15 protein-coding genes and 1 other RNA gene are annotated in these 14,418 nt (G+C 75.0%); 7 read left to right on the forward strand and 9 right to left on the reverse strand.

What is annotated here, in order from left to right; genetic code table 11:
* Nucleotides 1–108: 108 nt before the first annotated feature.
* The 4 genes from ACZ4VF_RS10735 to ACZ4VF_RS10750 all read right to left on the reverse strand — a co-directional run bounded on the left by ACZ4VF_RS10735 (nt 109) and on the right by ACZ4VF_RS10750 (nt 4,116).
* Nucleotides 109–1,131 carry an ArsR/SmtB family transcription factor gene (locus ACZ4VF_RS10735; RefSeq protein WP_467924821.1) on the reverse strand — a complete coding sequence of 341 codons (1,023 nt, stop codon included), beginning with the start codon at nt 1,129–1,131 and terminating at the stop codon, nt 109–111.
* A 45-nt stretch (nt 1,132–1,176) separates the two neighbouring features.
* Nucleotides 1,177–2,115, reverse strand: a complete 939-nt coding sequence (locus tag ACZ4VF_RS10740) for an ATP-binding cassette domain-containing protein (RefSeq protein WP_467925607.1) — start codon at nt 2,113–2,115, stop codon at nt 1,177–1,179.
* Between the two features lie 38 nt (nt 2,116–2,153).
* A complete protein-coding gene (locus ACZ4VF_RS10745; protein WP_467924823.1) occupies nt 2,154–2,375 on the reverse strand; it encodes an MbtH family protein in 222 nt (73 codons plus the stop codon).
* Nucleotides 2,376–2,532: 157 nt separating this feature from the next.
* On the reverse strand, nt 2,533–4,116 hold the full coding sequence (locus ACZ4VF_RS10750) for an amino acid adenylation domain-containing protein (protein WP_467924825.1): 1,584 nt from the start codon (nt 4,114–4,116) through the stop codon (nt 2,533–2,535).
* Nucleotides 4,117–4,188: 72 nt separating this feature from the next.
* On the opposite strand from ACZ4VF_RS10750, the gene ACZ4VF_RS10755 reads away from it, so the two are divergent.
* Nucleotides 4,189–4,350, forward strand: a complete 162-nt coding sequence (locus ACZ4VF_RS10755) for a hypothetical protein (protein ID WP_467924827.1) — start codon at nt 4,189–4,191, stop codon at nt 4,348–4,350.
* Nucleotides 4,351–4,364: 14 nt separating this feature from the next.
* Here the strand turns inward: ACZ4VF_RS10755 and ACZ4VF_RS10760 are convergent, their stop codons facing one another.
* From ACZ4VF_RS10760 to ACZ4VF_RS10770, 3 genes are read right to left on the reverse strand one after another with little or no spacing between them, the layout of a single operon-like run.
* A complete protein-coding gene (locus ACZ4VF_RS10760; protein ID WP_467924829.1) occupies nt 4,365–5,183 on the reverse strand; it encodes a 4'-phosphopantetheinyl transferase family protein in 819 nt (272 codons plus the stop codon).
* Nucleotides 5,180–6,106 carry an alpha/beta hydrolase gene (locus ACZ4VF_RS10765; RefSeq protein WP_467924831.1) on the reverse strand — a complete coding sequence of 309 codons (927 nt, stop codon included), beginning with the start codon at nt 6,104–6,106 and terminating at the stop codon, nt 5,180–5,182. The genes ACZ4VF_RS10760 and ACZ4VF_RS10765 overlap by 4 nt, the downstream gene beginning before the upstream one ends.
* Entirely contained in the window at nt 6,103–6,795 is a 693-nt protein-coding gene (locus ACZ4VF_RS10770; protein WP_467924833.1) for a tryptophan 2,3-dioxygenase family protein, read from the reverse strand. Before ACZ4VF_RS10770 ends, ACZ4VF_RS10765 begins: the two co-directional genes overlap by 4 nt.
* A gap of 313 nt (nt 6,796–7,108) precedes the next feature.
* Here ACZ4VF_RS10770 and ACZ4VF_RS10775 point away from each other — a divergent pair, with 313 nt between their 5' ends.
* The 4 genes from ACZ4VF_RS10775 to ACZ4VF_RS10790 all read left to right on the forward strand — a co-directional run bounded on the left by ACZ4VF_RS10775 (nt 7,109) and on the right by ACZ4VF_RS10790 (nt 10,827).
* Complete coding sequence (locus ACZ4VF_RS10775) at nt 7,109–7,309, forward strand: hypothetical protein (protein ID WP_467924835.1); 201 nt, start codon at nt 7,109–7,111, stop codon at nt 7,307–7,309.
* Nucleotides 7,306–9,648 carry a TOMM precursor leader peptide-binding protein gene (locus tag ACZ4VF_RS10780; protein WP_467924837.1) on the forward strand — a complete coding sequence of 781 codons (2,343 nt, stop codon included), beginning with the start codon at nt 7,306–7,308 and terminating at the stop codon, nt 9,646–9,648. The genes ACZ4VF_RS10775 and ACZ4VF_RS10780 overlap by 4 nt, the downstream gene beginning before the upstream one ends.
* A 143-nt stretch (nt 9,649–9,791) precedes the next feature.
* Entirely contained in the window at nt 9,792–10,238 is a 447-nt protein-coding gene (locus tag ACZ4VF_RS10785; RefSeq protein ID WP_467924839.1) for a hypothetical protein, read from the forward strand.
* A gap of 67 nt (nt 10,239–10,305) precedes the next feature.
* A complete protein-coding gene (locus ACZ4VF_RS10790; protein WP_467924841.1) occupies nt 10,306–10,827 on the forward strand; it encodes an NUDIX domain-containing protein in 522 nt (173 codons plus the stop codon).
* A gap of 56 nt (nt 10,828–10,883) precedes the next feature.
* Here ACZ4VF_RS10790 and rnpB read toward each other — a convergent pair.
* Nucleotides 10,884–11,297, reverse strand: an RNA gene (rnpB, locus tag ACZ4VF_RS10795) — RNase P RNA component class A.
* 317 nt (nt 11,298–11,614) lie between these two features.
* On the opposite strand from rnpB, the gene ACZ4VF_RS10800 reads away from it, so the two are divergent.
* Together ACZ4VF_RS10800 and ACZ4VF_RS10805 are read left to right on the forward strand one after the other, a co-directional pair.
* On the forward strand, nt 11,615–12,361 hold the full coding sequence (locus ACZ4VF_RS10800; protein WP_467924842.1) for a MerR family transcriptional regulator: 747 nt from the start codon (nt 11,615–11,617) through the stop codon (nt 12,359–12,361).
* On the forward strand, nt 12,358–12,924 hold the full coding sequence (locus ACZ4VF_RS10805; RefSeq protein ID WP_467924844.1) for a hypothetical protein: 567 nt from the start codon (nt 12,358–12,360) through the stop codon (nt 12,922–12,924). The genes ACZ4VF_RS10800 and ACZ4VF_RS10805 overlap by 4 nt, the downstream gene beginning before the upstream one ends.
* Here the strand turns inward: ACZ4VF_RS10805 and ACZ4VF_RS10810 are convergent.
* Complete coding sequence (locus ACZ4VF_RS10810) at nt 12,911–14,344, reverse strand: RNB domain-containing ribonuclease (RefSeq protein WP_467924845.1); 1,434 nt, start codon at nt 14,342–14,344, stop codon at nt 12,911–12,913. The two genes, ACZ4VF_RS10805 and ACZ4VF_RS10810, sit on opposite strands and share 14 nt — an antisense overlap.
* Nucleotides 14,345–14,418 lie beyond the last annotated feature (74 nt).

Here is a 14,418-nt window from a genome sequence, read left to right on the forward strand (position 1 = left end):
GGGCGGCTACCCCCCCCCCCGCTCCCCCCCCCCCCCCCCCCCCAACCCCCCCCCCCCCCCCCCCCCCCCCCCCCCCCCCCCCCCCGCTGTCCGCGGGGCCGGGGCCGCTCAGGCCGCCGGCGTCGTGCGTGCCGTCAGGTCGACGACCGGGTGCGGGTCCCGGTGCCGTACCACCGCGCCCGCCGGACGGCGGCGGGCCGCGGCGCGTACGGCGGTGGGGGCCGCCGGGCGCGGGGACATGCCCTTGAGGAGGGCCACGCCGAGCGGGGTCAGGGTGTGCAGCACCATGTTGCGGATGCGGCGGGTCGTGATGAGGCCGGCCCGGCGCAGCACCGCGGTGTGCTGGCTGGCGCCCGCCGCGGAGATGCCGAGCCGGTCGGCGAGCTGACTGGTCGTGCAGCTGCTGCGCAGGGCGTGCAGCGCGGCGGCCCGTGTCTGTCCGACGAGCGCGCCGAGCGACTGCCCGCTGTCGTCGGGCTCGTCCCACAGACCGGCGGCCTGGTGGGTGTCGGGCGGCGCGGCGAACGCGAGCACGACCGGGCCGTTCTCGGCGCGGCGGCGGGTGATCCGGCCCGGCCGGTGGGCCAGGAACACGGACGGCGTGAGGACCAGGCCACGGCCGTCGAGGCTGACGTCCTCGTCCGGGCCGTCCGCGATCTCCAGGACCGGGGCCCGCCAGGTGATCTTCGAGTGGAGGGTGGCCAGGAGCAGCTCGACCCCGCCGGCCATCAGCACACGGCCGCGGGCCTCGCACTCCGCCTCCAGGTAGTGCAGCAGCTGCTCCCAGTACGGGGCCACGGCGGCCCGCCACACCAGGGACAGGTCGCCGGCCGCCGGATGGAAGAGCGGCCCGGACGCCGCCCGGGCGGCGGGGGTCTCGGTGCTGACGCTGCGGGCGCTGTGCTCGATGAGGTCGAGCAGTCCGTCGAGGCCGGGCGCGGCGCTGCCACCGCTCAGCGGCAGCGGCCACTGGGTGAGCCGCTCCCCGACCTGGCTGCGCCAGCGGGCGAACGGCGCGCTGACACCGCGCCCGAGCAGCCCGTACGCGAAGGCGCTCTCCACGACCGGGCCGGCACTCGTGCGCAGCCGGACCCGGGCGAAATCGGCAGGGGTGAAGTGGATGCGTTGCATAGGAAAGCCCCCGTGGATGTGCTGCTGGCGTCGGTCGCCGTACGTCTAGACCGACTTGCCGGTGAGAGAGACGAACACGTCGTCCAGAGTGGGCCTGCGCAGGGCGAAGTCGGCGACGGTGACGTCCGCCTGCCGCAGCGCGGCCGCGGCGGCCTCGATGCTCTCCATGCCGTCGCTCAGCACGATCGACACGGTGCCGTCCTCGGCGTCCACGGAGGGCTCGCCGGGGGCGACCCGGCGCAGCGCCTCGGCGGCCCGGGCCACGCTCTCCGGCCGGGTGAGGGACACCTCCAGCCGCTCCTCCCCCGCCTTGCGCTTGAGCTCCTCGGGGGTGCCCTCGGCGATGACACGGCCGGTGTTGATGACCGCGATCCGGTCGGCGAGGACGTCGGCCTCCTCCAGGTACTGGGTGGTCAGCAGCACGGTCACCCCGTCGGCCACCAACGCGCGCACCGCGTCCCACAGTTGGGAGCGGCTGACCGGATCGAGGCCCGTGGTCGGCTCGTCGAGGAAGAGGACCGACGGAGTGGCCACCAGGCAGGCGGCCAGGTCGAGGCGGCGTCGCATGCCGCCCGAGTAGGTGCGCGCCGGGCGGTCGGCGGCGGCGGTCAGCTCGAACCGGTCGAGCAACTCGGCCGCCCGGGCGCGCGCGGCCCGGCGTCCCAGATGGTTCAGGGTGCCGATGAGGGCGAGGTTCTCCCGCCCGGTGAGCATGTCGTCCACCGCGGCGTACTGCCCGGCCAGCCCGATGCGCCGCCGCACCTCGGCCGGCTCGCGCACCACGTCGTACCCGGCCACCCGGGCCCGGCCGCCGTCGGGTGCGAGCAGGGTCGAGAGCATTCTGACGGTGGTCGTCTTGCCCGCCCCGTTCGGGCCGAGCAGGCCGAGCACGGTGCCCGGGGCCACCGCCAGATCGACTCCGCCGGACACGTGCCGCCGGTCGTACCGCTTGTACAGGCCCTCGGCCTCGATCGCCCATTCCACCGCTGTCACCGCCGCTCCCTCGCCCCGGGCCGGACCCGTCAGGCGGCCGGGGCGTCGGCGGACGGGCCGCGCAGGCTGCGCGGGCGCAGGTCGGTCCAGTGCTCCTCCACGTACGCGAGCGCCTTGTCGCGGGAGGTCTCGTCCAGGGCCACCGTCCAGCCGGCGGGGCGCTGCGCGAAGGCGGGCCACAGGGAGTGCTGGCCCTCGTCGTTGACCAGCACCAGGAAGGTTCCGTCCGGGTCGTCAAAGGGGTTCGCCACGTCGCACGCTCCAGGTCGTGTCCGATTCGGTCGCCCGTTCGTGTCGTCCGGGCATCTCCAAGGATCCCGACCCGCGCTGACGGATCACTGACCAGTCGCTGACGGCCGCCCGAGCGGACTCACCCGAGCACGGCGGACTCACCCGAGCACGGACGACTCACCCGAGCACGAGGGAGCGGGTCGCCGCCACGTCGCACTTGCCGTTGGCGTTCACGACGATCTCCGGCACCGTGTACACGGCCTCGGGTACCAGGGCCGAGGGCAGCACCGAGGCGAGCGCGGTGCGGACCGTGCCGGCCAGGTCGCCGCCCGGACCACCGGCCGGGCCGCCGGCGGGGCCGGCCGCGACGGGCCGTACGAACAGCTCCAGCGTGTCGATGGGGCCGCGCACGATGTCGAAGGCGGCGTCGGCGACGCCCGGCACGGACAGCACGTGGTGGCGGAGTTCGCCGAGCTCGATCCGGTGGCCGTTGACCTTCAACTGGTCGTCCCCGCGCCCCAGGTGGAGCAGCGTGCCGTCGGGGCGGAGCTCCACCACGTCACCGGTGCGGTAGGCGCGCCCGGCGGGCCCGCCCAGCTCGGCCTCGTCGATGAACCGGTTCCCCGACCGCTTCGGGTCGAGGTAGCCGGCGGCGACCGCCCGCCCGGCGATCACGAGTTCACCGGGGCTGCCGGCCGGTACCGGACGCAACTGCTCGTCCACGACGTACGCCCGGGTGTTCCAGGCGGGCCGGCCGATCGGCACGGTGGGCGTCGCGGGCACCGTCGTACGGTCGAAGCGGAACGCGCAGCAGCCGATGGTGGTCTCGGTCGGCCCGTAGTGGTTGACGAGGCGGACCCCGTCGAGGCGGTCGCCCAGGGAGGCGACGAGCGCCGGGTCGAGCCCCTCGCCCCCGAACATCAGCAGCCGTGTCACCCGGTCGTAGCGGGGCGGCTCGGCGAGGACGTCGAAGAAACGGGCGTGCGAGGGCGTCATCTTCACGAAGGTGTACGGGTCGTCCGGGCGCTCGCCGAACAGCGTCCGCTGGTCCCACAGCCCGGATACGGTCACGACGGTGCGCCCCTGGGAGAGCGGCACCCACAGCGAGGTCATCGCCAGGTCGAAGCCGAGGCTGCCGAACAGCGGGCTGCCCATGCCCTCGGAGCCGACCAGGTCGCCGCACCAGGAGACGTAGTTGGCGAGGGAGGCGTGCGGCACCCGGACACCCTTGGGCGTACCGGTCGAGCCGGACGTGAACACGATGTACGCGATGTCCTCGGGGCCCGGCAGGGCGCCCGGGAGACCGGGTGCGTCGGCGTCCGGCAGGGCGGCGATGTCGACGTACGGCATCGACGCCGGCGCGGACAGGTCCTCGGTCCCGCCGGGGCCGGAGTGCAGCAGCGCGGCGGGGGCCGCCCCCGCGAGCACCGCGGCGGTACGGTCGCCCGGGTGCTCGGGGTCGATGGGCACGTAGGCCGCGCCGAGCGCCATCACGGCGAGGGCGCCCACCACGGTGTCCGGGGTACGGCCGGCCAGGAGCGCCACCCGGTCCCCCGCGCCGACCCCGGCCTCGTCCAGGGCCGCCGCCACGACGAGGGCTCTGCGCCACAACTCCCGGTACGTGAGCCGTCGTTGCGTCGAACGCACCGCGAGCGCGTCGGGCCGGGTCCGCGCGTGCCGGAGGATCATGTGGACGACGGACGCCTCCGCGACGGGGCGCACCGCGCCGGACACAGAGCTGGGATGCGGGACGTGGGCCATGGCTGCTCCTGGGACGGCGACGGGGCGAACGGGCGGGAACCGGCGGGGGCGGACGGTGAGGGAGTGAGGGTGATGACGGTGAAGGTGATGACGGTGAAGGTGATGACGGTGATGATGGTGATGACGTTGATGAGGCGGAGAACGGGCGGGGACGAACGGGGGCGGGAGAACCGGCGCGGACTTCCGGGCGACGCCAGCGTAAAAACCGCGGTGCCGCCCTCACCACGCCCTTAAGTCCCCGCCGAAACTCACCGGTCAGCCGCGCCGGCGAAGGCGACCGCGACGAGAAGCCCGTCCCGGGCGACCCAGCGGCCGCCGAAGTCGCGGCCCTGACCGGGGCCTTCGCCGGAGCTTTCGCCGGCGCCTTCACCGAAGCCTTCGCCGGGGCCTCCGTCAGGGCCTTCGCCGAAGCCTTCGCCGGGACCTTCGCCGAAGCCTTCGTCGGGACCTGTGCCGGGGCCTTCGCCGGTGACGACGGTGGCGCGGAACGTCCGTCCGGCCCCGTCGAACGTGACCACCACGTCCCGGAAGCCCAGCTCGCGCCGGGTCCGGGGGAACCACGCCTTGAACACGGCTTCCTTGGCACAGAACAGCAGCCGGTCCCAGCAGGCGACGTGCGGGTGCTCCGCCTGCAACAGGGCGATCCGCTCACGCTCCCCGGGCAGCGAGACGGTGTGCAGCACGCCCTCGCGCAGCGGGAGCGAGGGCTCGGCGTCCACGCCCAGGGCCCCCACGTCGCGTCGCCACCCCGCCACGGCGGCCCGGTACCCCCGGCAGTGCGTCATGCTGCCCACGACCCCGGCCGGCCAGCGCGGTACGCCCCGGGGGTCCGGGACCAGGGGCACGGGGGCGTGCCCGAGCGCGGCCAGGGCGCGCCGGGCGCAGCCGCGGACCGTGGTGAACTCGCGGCGCCGCCCCTCGCTCACCCCGGCGACCGCGGCCCGCTCCTCGGGGAACAGGAGCTCGGCCGGGGCGTCGGCACGGGTCTCGGCCCCGGCGGCGTACGGCGGCAGCAGCTCCTGGACCAGCGACCGGCGCACCGGGCTCACGGGGCCCGGCGCGCTCACCGGATCCGCAGCACCGCGGCACCCAGCGGCGTGTCCGGATCGGCGAGGTCGAAGGGGAGGTCGAAGTGGTGGCGTCCGGGGACGACGAGATCGGTCACCTCGGTGCCGCCCGCGCGGGCCGCCGCCACGAAGCGGTGGTGCTGCGCGGCGAACGCGTCGGTGTCGTTCTCGGCGAGGGCGACGACGAGCGGGGGCAGGCAGGCGGGCACGCGGAGCTGCGGGCTGCAGTCGCGGGCTTCGGCGGCGTCCATGCCGAGGGCGTCGTTGACGTAGGTGTGGCGCAGGGGTTCCAGGTCGTAGACGCCGCTGAGCAGCGTCGCGGAGGCGAACGTGCCGGGTGCCCGCCGGTCGCCGGCGTCGAGCAGCGCGCTCGCGACGAGGTGGGCGCCGGCGGAGTGGCCGCCGAGGTGAACGGCGCCGGGCCGGACGGGGAGCCGGGCGCGTCCGGTGGCGACGCGGTACAGCGCGTCGCTGACGGAGGCGGTGATGTCGCGCATGCGGTGGCGCGGCGCGAGGCCGTAGCCGAGGGCGGCGAAGGAGATGCCGGCGGCCACGAAGTCCCGGGCGGCGAAGGCGGCTTCGGACTTGCTCAGCTCCTGCCAGTAGCCGCCGTGCACGAAGACGAAGAGCGGGGCGGCCGGGTCGGCGGCCGGGAACAGGTCGAGCCGCTGCTCGGGCCGGGGACCGCAGGGCAGGTCCAGGTGGGCGGTCAGCTCGGCGCGGGCCCGGGCGCTGTCGCCGGCGTACCGGGTGAGGTGGACGTCGAGGTCGGTGACGCGCGAGCTGGGCGAGTAGGCGCGGTCGAGGTCCGTGCGGGCGGGGTAGGGGGCGGCGGCAGCGGGGATTGCAGCAGTGGAGGCCGCGGCGCCGGAGGTCACGGCGCCGGAGGTCACTTTGGCGGAGGTCACTTTGGCGGAGGTCACGACAGGGGTGTCCAGACCTCGGGCAGGGCCCTGCGCAGGGCGGCACGCCACAGGTAGGCGGCGCCTTCGGACCCGGCGGTGCCGGCGGCGGTGCCGAGGTAGCGCTCGGCGAGCGCGCCGTGCCGGGCCCGCCAGACGGCCGTGGCCTCGTCGAACTCCAGGAGGGCGAGGCGCACCCGCTCGACGGCGGCGCGGTCCGCACAGCCGTCGGCGAACTCCCGGTAGGCCGCCGCGACCGAGCGCTCCTCCAGCCGGGCGAGCAGCCGGGCCCGGTCCTGCTCGGTGAACCCGGCCGTGGTCAGGTAGCGGGTGTCGCGCAGGCCGCAGAGGAACTCGATCTCACGCCACTGCGCGGACTGGAAGCCGCTGGCGTCGCCGAGGGCGGTCCTGATGTCCTGGAACGCGGCCGGGGTGAGGGTGGCCAGCACGTCGAAGTGCCCGGTGAGCACGGACATGATCCGGGGCAGCGGGGCGGCCCGGCGCACGGCCAGGTCCGCGTCGCCCGCGTCGAGCGCCGCGCGCACCTCCTCCAGGTGGCGGGTGACGACGGCGAAGAGGATCTCGCAGGACTGGTGCGTGGCCATGAAGAGGACGTGGTCCACGTCGTCGTCGTGGACACGGGCGGCGCTCAACAGCTCGTCGAGCCGGAGCACCTGGCCGTAGGGCGGGGCTGTGGTCACGGCGTTCACAGGGGCCTTCTTCCTCGCGTGTCCTCGCGTACGAAGCCCGGAGAGGGGACGCGGACAGGGCGGGTGGGGTGGTTCCGCGAGCGTAACCACGGGTCCGCCCCCGGATCACCGTGATCAAGCGGAGCCTTAAAGGACCACCTGAGACCGCCCGGCGCCCGAGCCGCATGAATTCTTCATCTCGCAGTGATGACACCGGCACTGGGCGCAGTTGCGCGGACTTCGCAGAATCTTCCCAGGAGCACCGCAGGGCACAGCCGAGGAACGGCGAAACACCTCTCACCGCCAGGAACGACTCACCACCAGGGACACTGTCATGGACATGCTTTCCTCCGGGATCCAGCTGAAGGCCGTCGGGGCCGACGGCACCGTCTCCTCCCGCCCCGCCCGGGCCGCCCTCGTGATCGAGGACCTCGACTCGGTGGCGGACCACACGGTCGTGCTCTCCACGTTCTGCATCCAGGCCGAGACCCTGGTCCCGGCCGCCGCGCGGAGAGCGGGACGGCTCGACGCATGACACCTTCCGAAGGACGGACGGAGCGGTCGGGACGGACGGACCGGTCCCCCGTGCTCGACACGGGGGACGGCGTCCTGGTGGGCTTCAAGGGCCATCTGCGCCCCACGGTCCTGCCGGACGACGCCACCTACCTGGTGTCACGCCGCGGCGTGACCGCACTGCACGGCCCCCAGGCCGAGGTCCTCGTACCGCTCCTCGACGGCTCGCGCAGCCCGAGCGCGGTCCTCAGCGAGGCCGCCCCGGTCCTCGGCGGCGAGGACGCCGAGGCGGCACTGCGCGCCCTGGACGGCGCGGGACTGCTGCGCTGGAGCGCTCCCGGGCAGCGGCACACGGACCCGGCGGCCGAGGCCTACTGGGACCTGATCGGCCTCGACGGCGGCCGCGCCGCGACGGCCCTCGCGGGCGCCACCGTCGCGATCGAGGCGCTGCCCGGCGTGTCCCCGGCCGCCGTGATCGAGGCCTGCCGCGCCGAGGGGATCACCCTCGCCCCGCCCGGGGGCGACGCCGACCTGTCCCTCGTCCTGTGCGACGACTACCTGGCACCGCAACTCGCCGCCGTGGACGCCGCCCACCGCGCCTCCGGGCGGCCCTGGCTGCTGGCCGCGCTGTGCGGCGCGGACCCCTGGGTCGGCCCGCTGTTCCGGCCTGCGGACGCCGAGAGCCCCTGCTGGCACTGCCTTTCCGTACGGCTGCGCGGGCACCGCCGGTCCGAGGTGCCGGTCCAGCGGGCCCTCGGGCTCGACGGACCGCTCCCCCGCCCCGTCGCGTCCCTGACCACCGGACGCACCCTGGCCGCCGGCATCGCCGTCCTGGAGACGGCGAAGTGGCTGGCCGGGGTGCGCGATCCGGAGCAGGGGCACATCCGCACGCTGGACACGGTCCGGCTGCGCACCGCCTCGCACCCGGTGAGCCGGCGCCCGCAGTGCCCCGTGTGCGGGGACCCCGGTCTGGTCGCCCGGCAGGTGCGCGCCCCGTTCCGGCCCGTCTCACGCCCGAAGGCGGTCACCGACGGCAGCGGCCACCGGGCGCTGACGGCCCGGCAGATGCTCAGCCGGTACGGCCATCTGGTGAACCCGGTGACCGGCGTCGTCAAGGAGATCCGGCCGGCGGGCGGCTGCCCCGACTTCGTGACCTCCTACGTCTCCGGCCACAACCTCGCGATGGGGTCCGCGACGCTCGCCGGGCTGCGCTCCGGACTGCGCGCGCTCAGCGGCGGCAAGGGCCTGACCGAGACGGAGGCCCGCACCAGCGCCCTGTGCGAGGCGGTCGAGCGCTACAGCGGGACCCGCCACGGCGACGAACCGGTGGTCCGGGCCTCCTACCGCGACCTCGGCCCGGTGGCCGTGCACCCGAACGACTGCCAGCTGTACGCGCGGCGCCAGTTCGCCGAGCGGGAGCGCTGGAACGCCGCGCACTCCCGTTTCCAGCACGTGAGCACCCCCTTCGACGAGAACCGGCCCACCGACTGGACCCCCGTCTGGTCCCTGACCCACCGGACCCGGCGCCTGCTGCCCACGTCCCTGCTCTACTTCACGGGCGCCGGCACGGGACCGGAACACGACGACGGCCTGTGGGCCGACTCCAACGGCAACGCCGCCGGCAGCAGCCCCGAGGACGCCCTCCTGCAGGGTTTCCTCGAACTGGTCGAGCGGGACGCGGTCGCCCTGTGGTGGTACAACCGCACCCGTCAGCCCGCGGTCGACCTGGACGCCTTCGACGAGCCGTACGTGGAGCGGCTGCGCGACGGCTACCACGGCGTCCACCGGGACCTGTGGGTCCTCGACCTCACCTCGGACTTCGGCATCCCGGTCATGGCGGCGCTCTCCCGCCGCCGCGACAAACCGGCCGAGGACGTCATCTTCGGCTTCGGCGCCCACTTCGACCCCCGGATCGCCCTGCGCCGCGCCCTCACCGAGATGGGCCAGCTCCTCCCCGCGGTCTGCGACGCACGCCCCGACGGCTCCGGCTACCGCATCCAGGACCCCGAACCACGCCACTGGTGGCAGCACGCCACGGTGACCGACCAGCCCTACCTGACCCCCGACCCCCGCCAGGCCCCGCGCACCCCCGCCCACTGGCACACCCCGCACCACCCCGACCTCCTGGACGACGTCCACGCCGTCACCGACCTGGTCCGCGCCAAGGGCCTGGACCTCCTGGTCCTCGACCAGCGCCGCCCCGACCTGGACCTGCCGGTGGTGAAAGTGATCATCCCGGGCCTACGCCACTTCTGGTCCCGCTTCGCCCCGGGCCGCCTGTTCGACGTACCGGTGGCACTCGGGCGCCTTGCGGAACCGACGGCGTACGAGGAGCTGAATCCGGTGCCGTTGTTCGTGTGAGGCCCGCATGCGCGGGAGCGGGGCCGAGGGGCGGAAGGGCCGGCTCGGACTCCCGGCGCCACAGCGCTCGTACCGGCGCCCGCGCAACTCACGGACGCCGCCGCGGTGGTGCGTACCGCGTACCCCCGGGCACACTGCCCCGCATGCGTGACGACGACCTGATGCCCGAAGCGATCGTGCCGCTCCTGCGTTCCACCTGGAACGACCTGCTGGAGGAGATACACACCGCGGTACGGGACGGCGGGTGGCTGGACCGGCACCTGAAGGAGACGTGTGATCCGGGCGACGCGGACGTGTTCATGAACGAGACGACGCTGGAAGAGGCCGTGCGCGCCCTCGCCCAGGCGGTGGAGAACACGTCCGACGGACACCTGCCGGACGACCGGGACGCCTGGCACCGCTCACGCGTCCACGCAGCACTGGAGGCGGCGTCGGACCTCGCGGACCAGGCCCAGGTCACGGCCGGCTCCCCCCGACTCGACCCCGTGCCACGATCGACAGCCGCCCACGCGCTGTTGGCCGGCGCCGTCCTCCAGCTCCGACAGGCCCGTTCCGCCCGCCGCTTCTGGGACTACGAGAGGTACCGCTGACGGCCCGGCACACGAACGGCGGGCCGCCCTGTCCGGGGAGCGGGCTTGTCCCAGGACGGACCACCCCATGAGACCCACACCACCCGACCCCGCCGACACGGCCGCCTGGAACGCGTACCTCGCGGAAGGCAACGCCAAGCAGGCCCGCAAGCGCGTGGCGGCCGATGTGCTGCTGCGGGACCCGCACGGCCGTGTGCTCCTGGTGAACCCCACCTACAAACCGGGCTGGGATCTGCCCGGCGGGATGGCGGAGGCCAACGAGCCGCCGGAGGACACGGCACGCCGTGAGCTGATGGAGGAACTCGGCATACGGCTCACGCTGCTCGGGCTGCTGGTGGTGGACTGGGTGGCCCCGCACGGTCCCTGGGACGATCAGCTCGCCTTCATCTTCGACGGTGGCACCTTGGACGAGGACCAGGCCGAACGGCTACGGCCACGAGACGACGAGCTGTCCGAAGCCGCCTTCGTCACGGCCGCCGAAGCCGCCGGTCGCCTCCGGGACCGCATCCGGCGCCGGTTCGAGCACGCTCTGAAGGCAGTGGACGCGGGACGGCCGCTGTACCTCCGCGACGGCGCGCCCCTCACATGAGGATGCGCATCCCCCGGCACCTGGCCTGCGTCTCGCCGGCCGGTAGCCCCGGGCGGCAGACGAGTCGGGCTGTACGCCGGGTTCTGTTCCCCGGTGTCCTCGCGGACGCCGGGGCGACGGCCATCCATCTAGGACCGGCGTTGCCGCCGGCCTCGTGCGGTCTACCCGCGGACTCGGGCGGGCAGCCCTCGATCGTCCGCGCAGGGACGCCCCTCTTGCGAAAGGCGGCCCCTTCTTGACCTTGCTCCGGGTGGGGTTTACCTAGCTGCCCAGGTCACCCTGGGCACTGGTGGTCTCTTACACCACCGTTTCACCCTTACCGAGGACCGAGATCCCCGGCGGTCTGCTTTCTGTGGCACTGTCCCGCGGGTCACCCCGGGTGGCCGTTAGCCACCACCCTGCCCTGTGGAGCCCGGACGTTCCTCGGGAAGCCCCCTGAGGGAACTCCACGCGGCCGTCCGCCCGGCTCGTCTGCCGTGCCGACCATGGTACCGGTCGGCCACCGCGCCGTGGACCGCCGGCCGCCCTCCCGCCCTGGTCGCCGGCCGACCGCCTGCCCGGCCGGCCCCGCCCCAGGGGGCTCCTCGTCCGCCCGGACGCCTTCACGGCCTGGGCAGGCGACGGACGGGCGGTGAGGGCCTGGCCGGCCCCTGGTGCGCCGGCTCCGCACCCGGCGGGCCGCGGCCCGACTCCGGCCGGGCAGGCCGCGGCCCCACCCGACCCGGCGCCCGGCACCCGGAGCGCCCGCTCTTGACCCCGCCGTAACGTCAACGTCTGTACTGATCCCATGCGGATCGGAGAACTCGCCGCCGCCGTCGGCGTCACGACGCGGACCGTGCGGCACTACCACCATCTGGGCCTGCTGCCCGAAGCCGAGCGGCTGTCCAACGGCTACCGCCGGTACACGCTGCGTCACGCCGTCGTCCTCGCCCGGATCCGGCGGCTGACGGAGCTGGGCCTCGGTCTCGGCGAGGTCCGGGACGTGCTCGCGGACGACGCCGGCAAGGACCTCGCCGAGGTGCTGACCGAGCTGGACGCGGACCTGGCCCGGCAGGAGGCGGAGATCCGGGAGCGGCGGCAGCGGCTGCGGGTGCTGCTGGAGGCCGGGGAGCTGCCCGCGGAGGGGCCCGTGTCCCCCCGGCTGGCCGGCCTGCTGGCCGCGCTGCCCGCCGGCGACTCCCCCATGGCCGCCAAGGACCGGGAGATCCTGGCCCTGGTCGACGCGGGGGCGCCGCCCGAGGAGCGGGAGCGGCTGTTCTCCGTGCTGCGCGGCGCCCTGGACGACCCGGACGCGGTGGCGCGCGCCCGGCGGGCGTACGCGCTGCTGGACGCGCTGGCGGACGCCTCGCCCGACGACCCGCGCGTGGAGCGGGCGGCACGGGCGCTGGCCGACTGCGTACCCGCCGGGCTGGTGACGGGTCGTGTCGCCGTCGGCGAGAGCGGGTTCTTGAGCGCCCTCTACGCCGACTTCGCCCCGGCCCAGGCCGAGGTGGTTCGTCGTACGCTGCAGATTCTTACGGGGGAGGCAGGATGACGGTGGTGTACCGGCTGGCCCGGCACGAGATGCGGCTGTTCGCCGGGCTGGTGCTGTGGCTGGCCCGGCGGACCCACGGCACCGCCGGCGGGCGGGCGTTCGGGTACGCGCGCGGGCAGGGCGCGACGATGCTGGGGCTGGCCTTCGTGTGCGTGGTGGAGACGGCCGGGGTGGCCGTGATGCTGCGCGACATGCCCGTGGCGCACGACGTGATGCTGGTGCTGGACGTCTACACGGTGCTGTTCGTCGTCGGCCTGCACGCGGCCTCCGTGGTCCGCCCGCACGTGCTGACCCCGGACGCGCTGCGCGTGCGGTACGGCGCCCACGTGGACCTGCGGATCCCGCTGGCCGGGATCGCCGCCGTACGCCGGGAGACCCGGACCACGCACCAGCCGGAGGGGGACGCCCTGGACCTGCCCGTCGGCTCCCGGACCACGGTGACGCTGGAACTCGCCGAGCCGGTGGTCCACACGAGCCTCCTCGGCCGCCGCCGGCGGGTCGGCACGGTGCGGCTGCACGCCGACGACCCCGGCGCCCTCGTGCAGGCCCTCACGCCACGGTGAACAGGACCTTCGCCGTGCCCGGGTCGGCCCGGGCGAGGCGGACGCCGAGGCGTTCGCCGAGCGGCAGGTGGTCGCCCTCGACACGGCCGACGACCGCCGGGGTGAGCACCTGGACGGTCCCCACGGTCGGCTCGTGCTCGTCGACGTCCACCACGCAGCCGTCGAAGACGTCCCCCACCCGGTCCTTGAGCAGGGCCGCCTCCACGAGGTCGACGCACTCCCGTTCGACGGTGCCCGCGAGCCGGGACCCCTCGGCCATCCGCGCGGGCAGCGCGTCCAGCGCGGCGAGCACCCAGTCGGGCGGGGACTGCCCGGCCGCGGCGGCGAGGCACAGCTCCGAGGCGTAGCGGTCGGCCAGGCGGCGCAGCGGGGCGGTGCAGTGGGCGTAGGGCGCGGCGACGGCCGCGTGCAGGGTGTGCGCGGGCGGCTCGCCGTCCCGGAAGACGGTGTACCCGGCGCCGCGCAGCAGCCTGGTGCACTCCTGGAGGAAGGCCGCGTGGTGCGGGTCGTACGGGTCCAGGTGGCGCACGAGCGCCGCGTACGACATGTGGTGCGGCCAGTCGATGCGCAGGGCGATCGCGGTACGGCGCAGCCGGGCCACCGCCCCGTCGGGGGCGGCCGGGAGGGTGCGCAGGACGCCGGTGCCGTGGGTGAGCATCAGATCGGCGGCGGCCATGCCGGTGAGCAGGGAGAGCTGCGCGTTCCAGCCGTCGGCGGGCAGCGGGGCGCGGTAGCGCAGCGCGTAGGCGTGGTCGTACTCGATGATCTCCTGTTCGGGCACGTGCAGGGAGATGCCGCCGCGCTCCGCCTCCAGCCGCTCCCGCGCCTCCCCGACCTCCTTGAGCAGTGCCACCGGTTCCTCGGCCGTCCCGGCGTCGATGTCGCGCTGCACGCCCGCGTAGTCGAGCCGGGCCCGGCTGCGGACCAGGGCCCGCCGCACGTCCACGGCGAGGGTGCGGCCCTCCTCGTCCAGGTCGGCCGTCCACAGCACGGCCGGGCGGGTCTGGCCGGGCAGCAGGCTGGCCGCGCCCTCGCTGAGCACGGCGGGGTACAGGGGGATCCGCTCGTCGGGGAAGTACAGGGTGGTCACCCGGCGGTGCGCCTCCGCGTCCAGCGGGCCGCCGGGGGCGACGAAGGCGGCGACGTCGGCGATGGCGTACCGGACGCGGTGGCCGGTGCCCCTCCGGGAGAGGTGGACGGCCTGGTCCAGGTCCCGCGAGCCGGGCGGGTCGAGGGTGAAGAAGGGGATGTCCGTCGCGTCGCCCAGCGGCAGGGCGGGGTCCCTGGCCGCCTCCTCGGCCGCCTGCCGGACCTTCGCCGGGAAGTCCTCCGGGACGCCCAGCTCGGCGCGGAGCGCGGTGAGCGCGGCCCGGAGCGGGGCCTCGGGGGCGCCGGTGACGCGGATCCTGCGGCGGGGCATACAGCGAGCGTAGGCCGGGGGCGGGCGGGCGGCACGCCGTACCCTGGCGCGGAGGTCTATGTGAGGAGTACGTG

The sequence above is a fragment of the Streptomyces sp. NPDC029151 genome (assembly GCF_055564315.1).